Consider the following 18,915-nt stretch of genomic DNA (forward strand, 5'->3'; position numbering starts at 1 on the left):
ACAACTGTCGTGATACGTTGAAAAAGTTAAGTGTTCATGTTCAGCCGGAATAAGTGTTCAACTTCGTCGGAATACGCAATTGTCGGCTATGCGCACTTATCCTTATTTGTTTAGGCATTTAGCTTGATACTAAACTTTCGACTCTAGCTGCCACTCATGCTGAGGATCAGGTATAAATGTTGTGCCACTGCCTTGATAGGTAGCACCCCACCACGTTATGAATAGCCAGCCTCCATGTACTTTCGCTCTCCAAGCATCCCGCGGTCCGCCTTCATTCTCAATACGTTCCCACTTTAATGTCCCTACTATTTCTGATTTTGAGAAAAAGCCCATTAATCTTTCCTTTTATGATTCTATTATGCCTAATGCAGTGTAACCCTGTTTTTAAACGAACCTATCAACGACTTCTGGCTGAAGGAAAAACCAAAAAAATGGCGATTATCGCCTGTGTCAGGAAGATGGTTATCATCCTCAATTCCAGGGTGAGAGCATACTAACTTATTCATTCAGATAATAAACACTTAGTATATTTGTTGAACTCAAAATTTTTCATCTTCTCGGCAATTTTCGTAAAAACTGGCCTAGATTTTAAGCTCGTTCACCACTTGAACAAGAAGTGAACGAAGTATGCTCGCGCCCTATCCTCAATTCTATGTTACGCGATGGCGTCTTATGGAATGAAAAATCAGCATGATTTTAACGATTGACGCCATAGTCGTTTGTTAACTGTACTTATGCACCATGACACTTTTTATATTTTTGACCACTACCGCAGTTACAAAGCTCATTTCTAGACTGTTTTAGACTTAATTTTGGATTACGGAGAGAGTCAACTCTCTGCTTTAACGTTGTTACTAACTCACTAGATTTAGGGTCAATACGTAGCATCTCATCGTAATGCGTGATTGCCTTATCATGCTCACCTAAAAACTCTGATAAATGACTTCCCAGAGCCATATGAGCCTCAAGGTAATCGGGGTTTAATTCTATTGCTTTCTCGTAGAGCTCTACAATTTTTAGTTTATTTTGCTTATTATTTTTACCGCGATCTTTATAATAATTAACCAAATTAGCATAGGCTCTAGATTCTGCTGGATTGTAAGATATTATGGCTTCATATTGCTCTTTTGCTTGTTCATAAGCATCAAAACGTCTAGTCAATAAAACCCCTAAATTTAGCCTTGCTTCAGTTAGGTTAGGCATGACTGCTATTGCTTTTTCAAATAACTCTTTAGATTTTTCATGCTCAATATCAAGCCTGTACAATAGAAATCCATAATTATTCAAAGCGTAAGCATTATTTTCATTTACTTCTAAAGCTTTATTAAAATTAATCTCAGCTTTTTTTATGTTTCCTCGCTCTGATGCAATACTAGCTCTGATTGAGTATGCATCAGATGTAGGTTCATAGTCTTCAAACCATTGATCAAGTTCAATCTCTTTTTCATCGACATCGTCGATGAAAGAAATATTCAAAAGCTTTACTAAATGAGTAATATTTACGCCACCTAAGCAATCCAAGATTGAAGAATAGCTTTCTGATTTAAGTTCTTCAAAAGTTAAGTTTTTATTATCGCTAATGTATGTAAGGAAATCATTAATTTGAGATGTAATAGTTTCGACCGTCTTTAGCTCAGAGATTTCGCTAACGACAGATGTGGCCGGTAAAGTGTTGATAACCTCCTTGAGGTTTTCTTGCTCTTCTAACCAATGCCTAGTGTACGATAGTCTACCTGCAGTCGAGTAAATCTCAGTTCCTTTCACAATAACGGGTAAGATCTTATCTTCGTAGTCTCTGTCTTTTAGCAAGTGCAAAACTTCTTTCATGCAATTTTTTGAACGCAAGTAACTATCACTAATTAACAAGATTGCAAAGTCAGAATCACGTATTGATTCCATGAAGTCTGATATGCTGTTTTTATAAGCTAAATCCCTTACATCTCTTCGTAAGTTAAGTTGTAAACGGCTTAAGTCCTCTTCTATTTGATCAGCAATCTTCATGTCTGACCATGAGTACGATAAAAATATATTTTTATTCATTATTACCAACTAATCGTAAAATTACTATTTGACTTCGATGTACAGCTAACGAATGACATGGACTCCCCCTCATCAGGTTTTGCCACACTTGGTAAGTCTTATCCTGTCTACCGGAGGCCACCATGTCTCAATTTGTCTATGGCATTGATTTAGCAAAACATAGCTTTAGTATCCACGGTGAAGATCATCGAGGCAAGGTGTTGATTCACAAACAATAACACGGTCAAAAATCCTCTCGACATTTGCCAATATCTCGCTAATCATTATCGGGATGGAAGCCACTGGAATCTCTCATTACTGGGCCTGAGAACTAATTAAGCTCAGCTATACGCCAAAGATCATGGCATCAAAATACATGGCGCTTTCAGCACAACGAACAGAACAAGAAAAATGGCCGCCACACAGCAAGCGAAGGAACACACTACAGCCGACAGGAAATCATGTAACCAATTGAATTTATTAGCCATACGATAGCTTATGGGCTTACTGCGCCTGATAAAAACAGTCCGCATCGCCGCCTTTTGGCGTTCAACCAAACTGTTTCCATTATAATGCCGCTTCGGGCTTGTCCAACACCCGGATAAAGTGTCGGCTACGCGACATTTTTCCTGATTTATTAGCTTACAGGTTTCCACATCGTTTTTGATTGCTCTTCAAAGCCTAACTTGGCATAAAACTTTTGAGCATTGCTATTGAATGACATAACTTCAAGCCTCATCTGTTCTGCCCCTTGAGACTTTGCCCATTCCGTACATTGAACCATTAACTGTCTTCCAACGCCTGACACTCTGGCATTTTCATCGACAACGATAGTGCCAACTCTACAAATGGGAGTTTTTACCAAGAAAGGAACGGCTTCATTTTGAGTTACCGTCGCAGTAACAAACCCAACCACTTCGCCCAAAACGTCAGCAACCAAAAAGAGCCTAGATAAATCGTTCAGTGCATTTAGAAGGAACTGTCTTTCTTCAGATGAAGGTTTAACAAACGCTTCTGGGGCATTTTCGAAATGCAGAACACCAATTTGTTGATTTAAAAGTAACAGCGAATCTATATCAGATTTAAGAGCTCGCCTAATTTCCATATTATTCCTCTGAAACAGATTGTAAACTAACGCCCGCAGCATGCGCGGCTTTGAAGTGGGGCGAAACCTTAATGGAAAAGACGTCGCCGTGCCTGCGATTGTTAACTGCTTTAGATCCAAACATCATTTTCAGCTGTTTGACTCCCAGTATTCTCACCTGTATTCACAGCTCCCCGCGCCTCAATAAGCAAAACTTTCGCCTCATTTTCCGCAAAAGGCTTGTGTTCAATTCCCTTAGGAACAACGTACATTTCGCCCTCAGAGAGATTCACATACCCATCTCTGAAATCTATTCTGAGACTACCCTCAAGCACGATGAACGTTTCATCTGTATCTTTGTGGTCATGCCACACGAACTCGCCTTGAATTTTAACGACCTTGAACTGATAGTCATTCATCTCAGCAATCACCTTAGGTGACCACTGCTCATTAAAAAGGCCCAACTTGTTTTTGAAATTTACCGCCTGATAGTTCATCCGAACTCCTGTCCGATTGCAGTTAACGCCTTAAGCATGCGGCGTCCTGCTGACTTAACTTGTTGAACCAAGCCGCTGCGCGGCAGAGCTACAGCAGCCCACATACTGATCTCTGAACCCTGCCATCCGGGCAGCGGACTGGAGACCGTATCATGAACGCCCAACAGCAGCGCCATTTCGACGCGCTATACCAGCAACACCTTGATGATCTTATCCTAGAAGGCAAGCACCCGGCGACCGTTGATGCCTACAGCCGTGCGGTACGTCGTGTTTCCGCCTTTTTCGACTGCCCGCCTGACACGCTGACAACCGAGCAGTTACGTGCCTACTTCCGCCAACTCATCCACACTCACTCATGGAGCACCGTCAAACTCGACCGCAACGGCCTGCAGTTCTTCTACCGCTATACCCTCAACAAACAGTGGACATGTCTCAACATCGTCAACTGCCGTGCGGTCGGACGGGGGTACCGGCATTGCAATACCTGTCGCGCTACCTCTACCGGGGCGTCTTGCCCGACAAGGATATTATCCGACTCAATGACCGTCAGGTGACCTTCCGTTATAGCGACAGCCAGACCCGGCAACCGGCAACACGTACCCTGCCGGTCGTGCAGTTCTTGTGGCTGATCTAGCAGCATGTGCTGCCAAAAGGGTTGCAACGGGTGCGGGACTACGGCTTGCTGCATGGCAGCGCACGAACACTGCGGCTCACCATCCAACAGATATTGCTCAGCTTGCCGACATGGCAGTTGTCTGTGAAAACCGAGCCACTGAAAGCAACACGGGACTGCCCAAGCTGCCAGCAAGCAATGCACTGCGTCGGCATCACCCGACCGGGATAGCCGGAAGGCAAACACAATAAGGAGAATGGCGTAGCATCATCAACGAGGAGAAAGCCAACGCAAGACCGAATTCAGGCGGTAACCCATTGAAGTGAAACACACCGTGGTCACTTCCCGGCTGCGCTCGCCCTGAAGAAAACCGCGGGCGCGACCCCCACCGAATCCCAACCGACCAATTTGCTTAATAAGGTTGTCCGGGCTTGTCCAACACCCGGATAGAAGTGTCGGCTGCGCGACACGTATCCTTATTTGTTAGATTTATACCCTGAAATAAAGAAGACTCGACACATATCGAGCCTTCAAATGCTAAAAATGAACAGCTAATCAGCCTATATATACGGAAACTATACTTACGTTACCGATCGCACCACTGTCTAGATTTCCACCCGTAACTTGAGTTATAAAATTAGAGTTATCATTAGTCCAAGTCGATGTGTTTGTCTTACTTCCCCATGGACAATCCCAGTAGTAGTTACCTACGTGCGTGTCATCTCGATATATATCAAAAGAACCTTCAGTTCCAGAAGACGCATCCGAACGACCACATGAAGATATCGTGAATTTTTCACCAGCTTTTACGACTCGACCATCAATATCTTCTGGAGAGATTTCGTGGTCCTTACTTCCTTGATAAAATTTGCCCCAATCACTATGAATATTTTTGATAGTGACGTCATAATTTTTAGGTTCAATTGTAATGCTAATCCATTGTGCATAAGCCATATTATATACCCTTTTCATGAATGATAAGTCTACTTATCTGTTCTCATAGCCAACTTGAGATAAGCAAATTTAAGATAGACCATCAAATATAATGCATCAAGGCTCATAAAAAATATAACATTTTATTCAACGACATGGTTTCACATAACTCTGTCATATAACTCTTTCAATCATAAAAAACTTAAGCGATTGATTATATTGAACTAAATGCGCTTAACCAAATAGATCTATCAGTAGGATACACGACACTATGTCGTGTATCCTACTCAAGCTGCTTCTGTTAACCAACTGATATTTCATACTTTTTTTGTATTTTATGACTAACCCCAAAAATCAGCGACACTTCGTCTTGTGAGAAAAGCGACATCAGTCACTTACCCTGTACAGAGAAGCCATAGAATCGCACTCGCCACATGGATTCCCGCCTGCGCGGAAATGACGCTAAGCAATTGAATTATAGTTAACTTAAATAGATTTTGGCGTGTGCTATAAAGCAGAAATGAGAAGATCGAGGCTTGCCTCTCCCCCAGGGAAAAATTCAGGACGAATTTTTAGGTTGTCGGCGCCGGGAGCGCCTACAACCGACCCGAACCACACCAAAGAACAAAAAGGCATTTCTGGGTACTCTTTTTGCCTCAAAAGAGTATCTGGCGCGCTGAGTACACTGCGAAGGGATGCTTCAGACTCAAGCGCGACATACAAACGAATTCAAAAGTGTTAATGCACCACTTACGTGCGATATAAAACCTTAATCACATGATACCCAAACTTGGTCTTCACCGGGCCAATCGGTTCCAGCACTTTGCCGGTAAACACGGCTTTATCGAAAGCCGGCACCATCATGCCTTTGCGAAATTCACCGAGATCGCCACCGCGCTTGCCGGATGGACAGGTTGAATATTTCTTTGCCAGCGTCTGAAATTTTGCGCCTTTTTTCAGCTGCTGCAAAATATCATCAGCTTGTTCTTTATGCTTCACCAGAATGTGCAGTGCCGCTGCGGTAGAGGCCATAATACCCGCCTTTATTGTCAGAATCTTGATGGGCGGCAAGTGTGCGACAAATCACATCAACTGGCAAGTTCTCGCTTTATTTACGCTCTCTGCACGCCGTCTGTCATGGCCAGAAGATCAGGTTCATCATTCTGAGCACAATAGCCAATATCACGGCGGCCACCCCGGAACGGTAAAACTTGAACTCGATGGCTGTCATGCTGACGCGCTTGTAGAACATCGTCATTACCCCGCCCCAATTACGGGTGCGGCGTCCGTATTGCACCATACTGGTCAAGATCAGGATCACGCCGCTCAGCAGCAATAGCCATTCGGCCGATTTTGATGCCATTTCCAACATACTGACTCCTTGAATAGCGTGGAAAGTGTCTTTTCTCATCACAGTGACGAAAACCCGGTACGCTAACAATTAGACTAAGGTTTGAATGCCTGATAAGCGGGAGCTGGATCACCGAATAACATGCACATAACTGTGCTTTGGTGTACACTCCTGCCCCCAATGTTTATTGCCAGTGATATCGAGTGACCATGGACTTACTAGAAGCCAGACTCAAAAAAATTGACCGTCGTAATTACCGCAGCTATTCCAGCCTGCGGGGTCAGTACAACTTTGTTGATTACGATTTCTTTATCGATATCCCTCAGTCGGATCCTTTCGCGCCTGCGACACGCGTTCGCGCCCGGCGCCAGTGGTCACTCACGGATCTGGCCTGGCTGAAAGACCAGTCGGCAGACTATCAGCGCGCAGCGCGTGATTTTATCGCCCGTCAGTTTGCCGATCTGGCCAGAGAAGTGAACGAGATTCAGATTGACCGTCCGGGTCAGGCCGTTTTGGACCGCACTGCTGTCGTTTTCGACGACGATGCCATTGAACTGCGTTTTCGTGTCGATCTCCCTGCTGACGGCCGTACCATCATTGCCAAGAAAGCGCTCAACCTGCTGACCTTCACGCTGCCGAAAATCATCCGTCGTGCGACGATTGCACGTGAACTGCCGATGGACGATCTGCGCCGCCATTGTGAAACCGTTGAAGATCAGGTGGCACTGCGTTCGCAGCTCAAAGAAAAAAACCTGATTGCCTTCGTGGCCGATCACAGCGTGTTACCACGCCTTGCCGGTAACAGCGAGCAGCCAATGCCTGACGCTGTGCCCTTCATCAGCCCGGACAGCCTGGCTGTTGAATTAAACGCGCCTCACGCTGGCAAACTGCGCGGTATGGGCATCCCCACCGGTATTACCATGATTGTCGGTGGCGGCTTTCACGGTAAATCGACCCTGCTGAATGCGGTCGAGAATGCTGTGTATGATCATGTCCCGGGTGATGGCCGCGAATATGTGGTTGCCGATGAAACTGCCAGCAAAATTCGTGCAGAAGATGGCCGCTGTGTTCACAGCGTCGATTTGTCGCCCTACATCAATAATCTGCCTATGGGTAAAGACACCACCTGCTTTAGCACACAAAATGCCTCCGGTTCGACCTCGCAGGCAGCCTGGTTGCAAGAGTCGCTGGAAGCTGGTGCCCAAACCCTGTTGATCGATGAAGATACGTCCGCTTCAAACTTTATGATCCGTGACGAGCGCATGCAGGCATTGATTGCGAAAGAAGATGAACCGATCACCCCGCTGGTTGATCGTATTGCTTTGCTGCGCAATCACCTGAACGTCTCTGTCATGCTGGTGATGGGCGGCTCAGGGGACTACCTGGATGTCGCTGATACAGTGATCCAGATGCACAACTATGAAGCGGTTGATGTCACCGCTAAAGCGAAAATTGTCGTGCTGTCGCACCCGACGCAGCGCCAGCCGGAAGGCAGCGATACCATTGAGCAACCGCGTGTTCGCCAGCTGAACCGCTCCGGTCTTCAGGCGCAGCTGGAAGAAGGTAAATTCCGTATCCAGGTCAAAAATAAGCAAAGTCTGCGCTTTGGTCGTGAGTTCGTGGATCTGCAGGCCTTAGAGCAAGTTGCCGATGCCAGCCAGCTCCATACTATTGGCTGGTTATGGTGTCAGCTGGCGCAGCTCAAAGGCTGGGAAAAGCAACCCGTGACCGCCTTCCAGAAAATGCTGCAAGATGAATGGTTCCGCACCATGCCAAACTATGGTGATTTAGCCAAACCCCGCGTTGTCGATGTCATGGCCGTCTTGAACCGGATGCGAAAAGCCGAGTTTAAATAATCGGTCCTATACAGAAACAGAAACAGAAACAGAAACAGAAACAGAAACAGAAACAGAAAGGGCATACTCAGGTATGCCCTTTTTAATACTCTTTTACTACCTAAGACCCGGGGCTGTGAAATTTACACCAATGCTGCCAGTGCTTTTTTCACTTTCTCGATGCCTTCGGCAAGGATCTCATCTTCAATCGTCAGGGCAGGCAGGAAGCGGATCACGTTTCCTTTCACGCCACAAGACAACAGAATAACACCTTCTTCCCGCGCCTGAGCCACCAGCGATTTGGTCAGATCAGCCATGGGGGCACCGGACTGAGGATCGACAAACTCAACAGCAATCATCGCGCCCAGATTACGTACCTCACCAATGACAGGGAAATCAGACTGAAGCGCACGGAAATGGCTGGTCATCACTTCGCCAATTTTCAGGGCTTTCTCGCACAGCTGCTCTTCATCAATGATCTTGAGCACTTCCAGACCTGCGACACAACCCAGAGGTGAACCGGCATAAGTCCCGCCCAGACCGCCGGGGCCAGCAGCGTCCATGATATCGGCTTTACCCACCAGGGCTGAGATTGGGAAACCACCTGCAATCCCTTTTGCCATGGTCATCATATCCGGCTCAATACCCAAGTACTCAGTAGCGAACATTTTGCCGGTACGGGCAAAACCGGTTTGAATTTCGTCAGCAATCAGCAGAATACCGTGTTTGTCACATAGTTCACGCAGCGCCTGGGCAAACGCAGGCGGCGCCTGGTAAAAGCCCCCTTCGCCCTGAACCGGCTCAAAGATAATGGCGGCAACACGTGACGGTTCAATATCACAGGCGAACAGATCGTCAATCGCCTGCAGGCTGTCTTCAATACTGATGCCGTGGAACGCATTCGGATAAGGGGCATGATAGATTTCGCCCGGGAAGGGACCGAAACCCGCTTTGTAAGGTGCCACTTTACCGGTCAGCCCCATGGTCATATTGGTCCGGCCGTGGAAACCGCCTTTAAACGCAATCACGCCACTGCGTTTGGTGTGCGCACGGGCAACTTTGATGGCGTTTTCGACCGCTTCTGCACCTGTGGTCAGAAAGACGGCTTTTTTCGCTGTGTTACCAGGGGCGCGTGCTGTCAGTTGTTCCGCCAGTTCCACAAAGGACGTGTACGGCGTCACCATGGCACAGGTATGGGAAAAATTATCCAGCTGCGCTTTGACCGCTTCGACAATACGCGGGTGTGAATGGCCTGTGTTGTTCACCGCGATACCCGAACCAAAATCAATATAGCGATTACCTTCGATATCCCAGATTTCGGCATTCTTTGCAGTTTCTACATACAGCGGATTCAGGTTGCCCATTCCCTGTGCGATCACTTGTTGCTTACGTGCTTGCCATGCTTGATTGCTCATCACTTCCCTTCCTTATGCTTGAATGCCGCCAAAACAGAGGTATTTAATGTCCATGTATTCGTCGATGCCTTGCTTGGCACCTTCACGTCCGATACCGGATTGTTTCACCCCGCCAAACGGGGCCACTTCGGTTGAAATCATGCCTTCATTAATGCCCACCATGCCGTATTCCAGTGCTTCTGCCACTTTCCAGATCCGGTTGATGTTCTGGCTGTAGAAGTAAGAAGCGAGGCCGTAAATGGTATCGTTGGCCATGTCGATCAGCTCGTCATCCGTGCTGAACCGGATGACAGGTGCAATCGGGCCAAAGATTTCTTCCTGCACGATATCCATGTCGTGCGTGACATCCGCCAGAATCGTCGGCTGGACAAACAGGCCGTCAAGCTGCTGCCCGCCCGTCACCAGTGTTGCGCCCTGAGCAACAGTGTGATCGGTCAGGTGCATGATCTTTTCTTTGGCCGACGCATCAATCACAGGACCGATAGTCACGCCGTCATCCAGCCCGTTGCCCACTTTGAGCTTTTCGACTTCAGCTTTGAATTTGGCAACGAAGGCATCGTAAATACCGTCCTGCACGTAGAAGCGGTTGGCACACACGCAGGTTTGGCCGGCATTACGGAATTTAGAGGCCAGCGCGCCTTTGACCGCCAGATCGATATCGGCATCGTCAAACACGATGAATGGCGCGTTGCCGCCCAGCTCCATCGACGTGCGCTTGATGCTGTCGGCACATTGCGCCATCAGCAGGCGACCGACACCGGTGGAGCCGGTAAAGGACAACTTACGGATCAGCGGACTGCCGGTGAACACCTTGCCTACCATGCTGGACGAGGCATTCACGACTAATTGAAGCGCGTCGCGCGGAATACCGGCCTGATAGCCTAATTCCGCCACTGCATAGGCTGACAAAGGCGTCTGATTGGCAGGTTTGCAGATAAAGGTACAACCCGCCGCCAGTGCAGGCGCGGCTTTACGGGTGATCATCGCAATCGGGAAATTCCAGGGAGTGATAGCACAGGCCACACCGATGGGCTGCTTGATCGTCACGATGCGTTTATCTGTCGTCGGGCCAGGAATGGAATCGCCATAGGTACGTTTCGCTTCTTCCGAGAACCACTCAATAAAACTGGCACCGTAGGCCACTTCGCCTTTGGCTTCGGCCAGCGGTTTGCCTTGCTCTAAGGTCATCAGACGGCCGAGATCGTCCTGGTTTTGCATAATCAGATCAAACCAGCGACGCAGGATCACCGCACGCTCTTTAGCGCTGGTTTTCGCCCAGGCCTTTTGCGCGGTATTGGCGCGTTCAATGGCAGAAACAATTTCCGCTTCATTCTGAGTCGGAATATGACACAACACTTCACCGTCAGCCGGATTGGTCACAGCCAGTGAGGTGTCGGATGGCTCGCACACAAAAGCGAGCAAAGTGCGGTTCTTAATTTGCTGCATAATAAAACCTTTTCATTTGACCAGACCTGTCAGCCCTGTTTGCAGGCAAGTGCGTCAGGGATCTGCTGAGTAATACAATGGATATTGCCGCCACCCAGCAGCACTTCCCGGGTCGGTATACCGATAATCTGGTAATCCGGCAGTGCCGCTTGCAGTATATCCATGGCTTGCTGATCACTGGCTGAGTCCAGCAAGGGCAAAAATACGTTTTTGTTGCACATCAGGAAGTTGGCATAAGAGCCACCCAAACGTTCGCCAGCTTCACGTTTCATTCCGCCTGAAGGCTCAATACCGGCCGCTTCCTCTTGTGTTAAATATAGCGGACCCGGGATCGGCAACTTGTGCACCCGGATACGCCGCCCTTTGGCATCGGTGCTGCTCTCCAGTACATCAAGCGCCCGGCGGGAGATCGCATATTGCGGATCCTCAGGATCGTCACACCAGCTCAGGACCACTTCACCCGGCGCAATCACGTGCAGCAGATTATCAACATGGCCATTGGTCTCATCGTTAAACAAGCCCTCCGGCAACCAGATCACCTTGCTGATGGACAGGTAATCGGCCAGATACGCTTCGATCTCTGTTTTACTGAGATGCGGATTCCGTCCGGCAGACAGCAGGCATTCTTCCGTCGTATACAGGGTGCCTTCGCCATCGGTGTGAATGGCTCCCCCTTCCAGCACGAAAGGTGCGCGATAGTAATCCAGCCCGAGGTGGTCGCAAATGGTCGCCGCCACCTGATCGTCGTCATTCCAGGGCGCATACAGACCATCGACTTCTCCGCCCCATGCATTGAACTGCCAGCTGATCCCACGGCGCTCACCGTGATGGTTCACCACAACGGTCGGGCCGATGTCTCTCATCCAGGCGTCATTGAGCGGCATTTCAACAATCTCAATGTCTTCCGGCAACATGAGTGCTGCCGTCAGATACTGACTGGGGCTGACTGCCGCGCAGACTTTGGTATGTTGGCTGATGGCCGTCGCAACCTGAGTAAAAGCGTGCTGCGCTGGCTTCGCAGACTCACGCCAGTTATCAGACCGCTCCGGCCATGCCAGCCAAACCTGTTCCTGCGGCGCAAACTCCGCAGGGAAATAATAGCCGTGCTCTGAAGGGGTGCCCTGTCGTTCCATGGCAGACTTCCTTTATTGAATCCGTGTGAATTACTTGCCCGTCAGGGAATTGATACGTGTGTACAGATCCGGACGACGGTCACGGAACAGCCCCCAGCTGTAGCGGGCTTTGGCTGTTGCTTCCAGATCGATGGTGGCATAAATGATGGTTTCTTCATCACGCCCCGCTTCGGCCAGTTTCTTGCCGGTATGATCGGTAATAAATGATGAGCCATAGAAGGTGGTTTCAATGCCATCGTCGGTTTCCACGCCGGTGCGGTTGGCGGCGATCACAGGTATCAGGTTGGCAGCAGAGTGGCCCTGCATAGTGCGCTGCCAGTGATCGCGTGAGTCCAGCGTTGGATCCTGAGGCTCAGAGCCAATGGCGGTCGGATAGAAAATCGCTTCTGCGCCTGCCAGCGCCAGACAACGTGCCAGCTCCGGGAACCACTGATCCCAGCAGATCCCTACCCCAAACTTGCCAAATTGGGTTTGCCAGACTTTGAAGCCGGTATCACCAGGGCTGAAGTAGAATTTCTCGCTGTAACCCGGACCATCAGGAATGTGTGATTTACGGTAGTTGTCCATCACAGTGCCGTCAGCGTCGATCATCACCAGAGAGTTAAAAAAGCTGTTGCCTGCACGCTCGAAGTAACTCACCGGAATCACGACATTAAATTCACGCGCCAGCTGGCTCATGTGAGCAATTAACGGGCTGTTATCGGTTTCTTCTGCCAGATCGAAATACCTGGCTACCTGTTCTTTACAGAAGTAAGGAGCAGCAAAGAGTTCTTGCAGCACCACAACGTTCGCGCCATTGTCAGCGGCTTCTTTCACCGCCTGGCTGATCTTTTTCAGGTTATTATCGATATCCCACGACATCGAAAGCTGCACTGAAGCAAAAGTCACTGTCTTTGACATTGTTCTCTTCCTTTTCCGATCCTTAGATAGCGAGCTTGTCGCGTAAGTTGTAGTAAGCGGCCCCAAGCGCCGTAAACGGCACCTGGAAATGGCGCCCGCCCGGGAAGGCGTAATGACGCAGAGACGCAAATGCATCAAAACGCTCAGCATGTCCGGTCAGCGCTTCAGCCAGCAGTTTGCCGGCAAGATGCGTACAGGTAATGCCATGGCCGCTGTATCCTTGCAGGTAGTATATGTTGTCAGCAAAACTGCCAAATTGCGGCATACGTGAATAGGTCAGCAGGAAGTTACCGGTCCAGGCAAAATCCAGTTTCACGCCTTTTAACTGAGGGAAGACTTTTTCCATCTTCGGACGGATCAGTTTCTCTACGTTGGCCGGATCACGTGCGCCGTACACCACACCGCCGCCAAACAGCATCCGGTTGTCGCCGGTAATGCGGAAGTAATCCAGCAGGTAATTGCAGTCTTCTACGCAGTAACGTTGCGGCAGCAGCTCATCGCACAGTGCATCTGACAGTGGTTCTGTCGTCACCACCTGTGTGCCGCATGGAATGGCTTTATTGCTGATATTCGGCGCCAGACCACCCAGATAAGCATTGCCGGCCAGTACCATATATTGCGCTTTGACTGAGCCCTGGCTGGTGTGAGCAACAGGTTTGGCGCCTTTTTCAATCCGGGTAACGGCTGACTGTTCAAAAATCTGTCCGCCCATCTGAATAATGGCTTCGGCTTCGCCCAGCGCCAGGTTCAGTGAATGAATATGGCCGCCACGCATGTCCAGCAAACCGCCTTCGTAAACGTCAGTGCCCACCATAGTTTGCAGCTCAGCTTTATCGAGCAGTGTCAGATCTTTATTGCCGTAGCGCTCCCAGTTGGCTTTATGGTGTTTCAGCCCTTCTAACTGTTTGTTGTTCACCGCAGTGAACAAACCGCCCTGACGATGATCACAGTCAATATTAAATTCTTCAATCAGGCCGCGAATAATATCGCCGCCTTCAAAAATCATGCTGCACAGCACATCCGAGGTTTTTTTGTCGTAACGTTTCTCGATGACATCGACATCACGACTGTAGCTGTTGACGATTTGGCCGCCGTTACGGCCCGTTGCGCCAAAGCCCACTTTGGCACTTTCGAGAACCACCACTTTAAAGCCTTTTTTCGCCAGGTGCAGCGCCGATGACAGACCGCTGAAACCCGCCCCCACGATACACACATCGCACTCGATGTTATCGGTCAGGGTTGGAAACTCGCGCGTATAGTTCGCCGTAGCGGCGTAGAAAGAACCGGTATGATTAATCACAGTAAACTCCTTTTAGTACGACTCAAGACGAAGCCAAGTGGTTTTCACCTCTGTGAACTTCTCCAGGGCATGCAGTGATTTATCCCGACCATTGCCGCTTTGTTTAAAGCCGCCAAACGGAACTGTCATGTCACCTTCGTTGTAGTTATTAATCCAGACCGAACCTGCCTGAAGCTGACGGGCGACCCGGTGCGCACGGTCCAGATCGGACGTCCATAGCGCGGCACCCAGCCCGTAGGGGGAATCGTTGGCGATCGCAATCGCTTCTTCTTCTGTGCTGAACGGAATCACGCACAACACAGGACCAAAAATTTCTTCACGGGCAACCGCCATGTCATTGCTGACATCACCCAGCACCACGGGGGCAACAAAGGCGCCTTGCCCTGCAACATCACCGCCGCACAGCACTTTGGCGCCGGCCGCTTGCCCTTTGGCGACATAGTCCAGCACTTTGGCTTTGTGCTCCTGATCGATCAGTGCGCCCATCGACGAAGCAGGATCGAGCGGATCTTTCGGGGTAAAGGCGTTTGATGCCGCGATAACTTTGGCGACAAACGCATCTTTGATGCTTTCATGTACCAGCAAGCGGGTGGCTGCCACGCACACTTCGCCCTGGTTATAGAAACAGCCCGCTGCGGTTTCCGCCGCGGCCTTGTCCAGGTTTTTGTAATCGGCGAACACGATATTGGCATTTTTACCGCCCGCTTCGGCCCAGACACGCTTCATATTGGATTCACCCGAACACACCATCAGTTGGCGGGCTACCCGGGTTGAGCCGGTGAAGGTAATGCAATCCACATCGTCATGACGGGCGAGCGCATCGCCCACTTCATGGCCGAAACCCGGCAATACCTGGAATACGCCGTCCGGAATACCGGCTTGTTTGGCCAGTTTGCCAAGGTGGATCGCGGTTAACGGGGATTTTTCAGAGGGCTTGAGAATCACGCTGTTTCCGGCCGCCAGTGCTGGCCCTAATTTCCAGCACGCGAGCCAGAGCGGAAAGTTCCAGGGCACTATGGCAGCAACGACGCCAATGGGCTGATGCGTGATATAGGCATGCACATTGACTTCAGTGGGCGCCACTTCGCCATAGGTTTTATCAATTGCTTCGGCGTACCAGCGAATAGCTGCGGCAGCGCCGGGAATATCAGTACTGAAACTGTGACTGATAGGTTTACCGGTATCCAGGGTTTCCAGCAGGGCCACGGTTTCCCGATCCTGATCGATCAGGTCGGCGAACGCCAGTAACACCTTTTTTCTCTGTGCAGGGCTCTGATCTTGCCAGTCTCCGCGGTTAAAGGCACTTCTGGCCATCTCAACAGCAATTGCTGCATCCTTTGCGTCACAGCGGGCAACATCAGCAAGATGCTCGTCTGTCGCCGGGTTGATCACCGCAAAGGTGTTACCGCTCTGGGCATGCTGGTATTCACCGTGAATGAATGCCCTGGCTTCAATGTCTATCTGCTGTTTTAGTGCTGTCCATTGCTGTTGAGTGTTCATACGCCTTCCTTTTGGGTGTGGACGTCAGAAACTAGCCGGGGTATGTGCGCTGACAATCCGGCAAAGTTTGTCCGTTCTGTTGGTAAACTTGTGAGGAATACTGGTATCAAACAGGTAACTTTCGCCTTCGCCGATGACATAGGTTTTGTCACCCAGCGCCAGTTCTATTTCACCTTCCAGTACCGTTCCGCTTTCCTCACCTTCGTGTTTGATGCTAATCAGTCCTGTGCTCGAATGAGGCTGGTATACCTCAATCAGAAAGCCCATTTGTCTGTCTTTGCGGCCGTCGCAGACCAGTTTCATTGAGACCTGTTCATTGCCCATTTCAATCAGCTGTTCAGGTTTAATCACCACCGGACGCTCATCAAATGCCTGATCTTGTGTAAAAAACTCAGACAAGGACATATCGAACACTTTCACTATCTTGTGTAATGAACTGACCGACGGACTCACCTTGCTGTTCTCGATTGATGAGATAGCGCTGTGGGTGATATCGGCTTTTTCTGCCAGTTCACGCTGAGACAATTTGTATTCTTTTCTTAGCTGTGCGATTTTTTTACCAATTGAGTCAGTTTCCATCATGGAGGCTCCTTCGTTTTGAAGCCGATATCATAAACTGATCAAACAAAATTCGTGAAAAATGGTTTTCAGTCGCTTGCCATTCTGGGTGCCACTGCACACCAATAAAAAATGGATGCGCCTGTAAACTAAAGGCTTCAATCAAACCATCCGGTGCAACCGCTTCCACAGTAAGACCCGGCGCCAATTGATTCACACCCTGGCCGTGCAATGAGTTCACTTCAATGTTGTCCAGCGGCGCCAGCCAGTCGGCAAAGGTGCCGTTGTCAGAAATATTTACCGGATGAGCCGTTGAATACTTGATGATCATGTCATTGAGCGGGCTTTCCCTGTGGTCGTTAAAGCCTTCCACTTCATGCACTTTCGGGTGCAGTGATCCGCCAAGCGCAACATTCATCTCCTGAAATCCGCGGCAGATACCGAGAATTGGCACGTTCTCTTTGATACAGGTGTCTATCAGTGCAAATGACAAGGCATCACGGCCTTCATCTTTTTTCGGTTCATCATGCTCTGCACCGTAACGGGCAGGTGCAACGTTTGAATGGCTGCCGGTCAGCAGCACGCCGTCGACCAATCCAATCAGTTGCTTAATTTCCTCAGCCGTAGAGCCAGACGGAAACAGAACCGGGTTGGCACCAAACTGCTTGATCGCATGGAGATAGAACTCATTAACACTTTGAATGCCATAGCCTTCCAGTGATTTTTTGCAGCATACAACGCCAATTACCGGTCCAGCTTTTGTTGAGTTCATCATGGTCTCTCCTGCCATCAGTGTTCGATTTATTGAACAAACCTAGCTTAGAGCACTAAGGGAAATCAACCTGCAATTTACAAAAATGTTACTAAAATTTGATCGACGTTCGATATTTCGAACATTTTGAACACAATTATTGCCATTTTGCGTTCATCTGTTAAATATAAGTTACAGGATGTATCCACACGAGGTGTTTCGTGAATGAACGGATTTAAAGAAGAAGTTAAAAATTTTAAACAAAAGTGGCCTGAGATCCGGTTCGTTGATTTGCTCTTTACCGACATCAACGCAACCCCGAGAGGCAAACGTATTCCAGTCGAAGCGGTTGAAAAAATTGAGAAAGGCGTTTACTTACCTCTCTCTACTATCTCGCTGAGCATTGAAGGGAATGTGGTTGAAGAAGCGGGACTCGGCGAGGCACTGGGTGAACCAGACCATATCTGTTACCCGGTACCGGGCACACTGACCACCACCTTTAATCCTGAAGTCGGCCAGGTCATGCTGACCATGATGGATGAGTATGGCAGCCAGCCGACAGACCTTTGTATACGCTCTGTTCTGGTGAACCTGCTTGAGCAGCTTCACCAACGCGAGCAGTTTCCGGTTGTCGCCATTGAGCTTGAGTTTTATCTGCTGGATAAAAACCGCGGGGTTAAGGGCGCTATCCAGCCGCCTCTCAACCCCATCCACCATGACAGAGAGTACCGTTCAGACGTGTACAACGTAGAGAATCTTGATGATTATTCCGCGTTTTTGCGCGATCTCAATGACGCTGCGGTTGCCCAGGGACTGAATACCTCAGGCGCACTGTCTGAATCGGCACCAGGTCAGTTCGAGATCAACTTTAACCACCAGCAAGATGTTATTAATGCCTGCGATCAGGTCATTCTGGCTAAGCGGTTGATTCGCCAGGTTGCTCAGGCCCATGATTTCGATGTCACTTTCATGGCCAAACCCTATGCTGACGAAGCCGGTAACGGCAAACACATGCATCTGAGCGTGGTAGATAAAGATGGCAAGAACCTATTTTCCGATAAGGAAGGCGAAGCCAGCCCCTTCTATTACCAGACGCTGGCTGCCATGCTGTCCATGATGCCGGATTCCATGGCACTGCTTTGCCCGAACGTGAATTCATACCGCCGCTTCTCGGCTTCTATGTACACGCCCACCCATGCCAACTGGGGAGAAAACCACCGCGGGGTTGCACTCAGAATCCCAATGAGTGACAGCCACAACCGCCGTATTGAACATCGTATCGCTGGAGCAGATGTCAACCCGTATGTGCTTGCTTCAGTACTCTTGGCTGGCTTGCTTGCCAGCGAACGTTTTACTTTTGAGCAATGCCCGCCACAACTGGCCGACAATGCGGTAGAGTTACCTCTTCGCATGCCGGACGCACTAATAAAGCTTGCATCAAGCGAGCTAATGTCGATGTACCTACCGCAATCATTTATCTCGCTTTATCTAGCATGCAAGCAACGTGAACTGGCGGATTTTGAAAAAGCCGTCACGCCACTGGAAATTGAGTGGATGCTTCATTCAGCGTAACTGAAAGA

16 protein-coding genes and 2 pseudogenes are annotated in these 18,915 nt (G+C 49.2%); 4 read left to right on the top strand and 14 right to left on the bottom strand.

Annotated elements, in window-relative coordinates:
* Positions 1 to 368 precede the first annotated feature (368 nt).
* Positions 369 to 497, top strand: a pseudogene (locus P0Y67_RS01835) (IS110 family transposase); the annotation flags it as partial.
* Positions 498 to 732: 235 nt separating this feature from the next.
* Here P0Y67_RS01835 and P0Y67_RS01840 read toward each other — a convergent pair.
* From P0Y67_RS01840 to P0Y67_RS01850, 3 genes are all read right to left on the bottom strand, one after another.
* Positions 733 to 2,040: a TIR domain-containing protein gene (locus P0Y67_RS01840; protein ID WP_342390497.1), complete on the bottom strand. Its 1,308-nt coding sequence runs from the start codon at positions 2,038 to 2,040 to the stop codon at positions 733 to 735.
* Between the two features lie 616 nt (positions 2,041 to 2,656).
* Complete coding sequence (locus tag P0Y67_RS01845) at positions 2,657 to 3,124, bottom strand: GNAT family N-acetyltransferase (RefSeq protein WP_303460784.1); 468 nt, start codon at positions 3,122 to 3,124, stop codon at positions 2,657 to 2,659.
* 110 nt (positions 3,125 to 3,234) lie between these two features.
* Positions 3,235 to 3,600: a cupin domain-containing protein gene (locus tag P0Y67_RS01850; protein WP_342390498.1), complete on the bottom strand. Its 366-nt coding sequence runs from the start codon at positions 3,598 to 3,600 to the stop codon at positions 3,235 to 3,237.
* Between the two features lie 152 nt (positions 3,601 to 3,752).
* On the opposite strand from P0Y67_RS01850, the pseudogene P0Y67_RS22995 reads away from it, so the two are divergent.
* A pseudogene (locus P0Y67_RS22995) lies at positions 3,753 to 4,444 on the top strand (transposase).
* Between the two features lie 324 nt (positions 4,445 to 4,768).
* Here the strand turns inward: P0Y67_RS22995 and P0Y67_RS01865 are convergent.
* The 3 genes from P0Y67_RS01865 to P0Y67_RS01875 form a co-directional block, all read right to left on the bottom strand.
* Positions 4,769 to 5,167, bottom strand: coding sequence for an aegerolysin family protein (locus tag P0Y67_RS01865; protein WP_342390499.1), 399 nt, complete (start codon positions 5,165 to 5,167; stop codon positions 4,769 to 4,771).
* A gap of 729 nt (positions 5,168 to 5,896) precedes the next feature.
* On the bottom strand, positions 5,897 to 6,178 hold the full coding sequence (gene ppiC, locus P0Y67_RS01870) for a peptidylprolyl isomerase PpiC (RefSeq protein WP_027251162.1): 282 nt from the start codon (positions 6,176 to 6,178) through the stop codon (positions 5,897 to 5,899).
* Positions 6,179 to 6,281: 103 nt separating this feature from the next.
* Positions 6,282 to 6,518 carry a hypothetical protein gene (locus P0Y67_RS01875; protein WP_342390500.1) on the bottom strand — a complete coding sequence of 79 codons (237 nt, stop codon included), beginning with the start codon at positions 6,516 to 6,518 and terminating at the stop codon, positions 6,282 to 6,284.
* Positions 6,519 to 6,706: 188 nt separating this feature from the next.
* Here P0Y67_RS01875 and P0Y67_RS01880 point away from each other — a divergent pair, with 188 nt between their 5' ends.
* Positions 6,707 to 8,353 carry an ABC-ATPase domain-containing protein gene (locus tag P0Y67_RS01880; protein WP_342390501.1) on the top strand — a complete coding sequence of 549 codons (1,647 nt, stop codon included), beginning with the start codon at positions 6,707 to 6,709 and terminating at the stop codon, positions 8,351 to 8,353.
* Positions 8,354 to 8,475: 122 nt separating this feature from the next.
* On the opposite strand, the gene gabT is transcribed toward P0Y67_RS01880, so the two are convergent.
* The 8 genes from gabT to P0Y67_RS01920 are packed head-to-tail and all read right to left on the bottom strand — an operon-like array spanning position 8,476 to position 17,359.
* On the bottom strand, positions 8,476 to 9,747 hold the full coding sequence (gene gabT, locus P0Y67_RS01885; protein ID WP_342390502.1) for a 4-aminobutyrate--2-oxoglutarate transaminase: 1,272 nt from the start codon (positions 9,745 to 9,747) through the stop codon (positions 8,476 to 8,478).
* Positions 9,748 to 9,759: 12 nt separating this feature from the next.
* The gene (locus tag P0Y67_RS01890) at positions 9,760 to 11,193 is read right to left on the bottom strand and encodes an NAD-dependent succinate-semialdehyde dehydrogenase (RefSeq protein ID WP_342390503.1); all 1,434 of its coding nucleotides are present in this window, start codon (positions 11,191 to 11,193) and stop codon (positions 9,760 to 9,762) included.
* A gap of 29 nt (positions 11,194 to 11,222) precedes the next feature.
* Positions 11,223 to 12,326, bottom strand: coding sequence for an agmatine deiminase (gene aguA / locus P0Y67_RS01895; protein ID WP_342390504.1), 1,104 nt, complete (start codon positions 12,324 to 12,326; stop codon positions 11,223 to 11,225).
* A 30-nt stretch (positions 12,327 to 12,356) separates the two neighbouring features.
* Entirely contained in the window at positions 12,357 to 13,226 is an 870-nt protein-coding gene (gene aguB, locus P0Y67_RS01900; RefSeq protein ID WP_342390505.1) for an N-carbamoylputrescine amidase, read from the bottom strand.
* 22 nt (positions 13,227 to 13,248) lie between these two features.
* Positions 13,249 to 14,526, bottom strand: coding sequence for an NAD(P)/FAD-dependent oxidoreductase (locus P0Y67_RS01905; protein ID WP_342390506.1), 1,278 nt, complete (start codon positions 14,524 to 14,526; stop codon positions 13,249 to 13,251).
* 12 nt (positions 14,527 to 14,538) lie between these two features.
* On the bottom strand, positions 14,539 to 16,026 hold the full coding sequence (locus P0Y67_RS01910) for an aldehyde dehydrogenase (RefSeq protein WP_342390507.1): 1,488 nt from the start codon (positions 16,024 to 16,026) through the stop codon (positions 14,539 to 14,541).
* Between the two features lie 24 nt (positions 16,027 to 16,050).
* Entirely contained in the window at positions 16,051 to 16,605 is a 555-nt protein-coding gene (gene puuR / locus P0Y67_RS01915) for an HTH-type transcriptional regulator PuuR (RefSeq protein WP_342390639.1), read from the bottom strand.
* Positions 16,595 to 17,359 carry a gamma-glutamyl-gamma-aminobutyrate hydrolase family protein gene (locus P0Y67_RS01920; protein WP_342390508.1) on the bottom strand — a complete coding sequence of 255 codons (765 nt, stop codon included), beginning with the start codon at positions 17,357 to 17,359 and terminating at the stop codon, positions 16,595 to 16,597. Before P0Y67_RS01920 ends, puuR begins: the two co-directional genes overlap by 11 nt.
* Before the next feature lie 201 nt (positions 17,360 to 17,560).
* Between P0Y67_RS01920 and P0Y67_RS01925 the strand changes: the two genes are divergently transcribed.
* Entirely contained in the window at positions 17,561 to 18,907 is a 1,347-nt protein-coding gene (locus P0Y67_RS01925) for a glutamine synthetase family protein (protein WP_342390509.1), read from the top strand.
* Positions 18,908 to 18,915: the final 8 nt, after the last annotated feature.

Origin of the sequence: Photobacterium sp. SP02, from assembly GCF_038519165.1 — a bacterium.
Lineage (GTDB): Bacteria > Pseudomonadota > Gammaproteobacteria > Enterobacterales > Vibrionaceae > Photobacterium > Photobacterium halotolerans.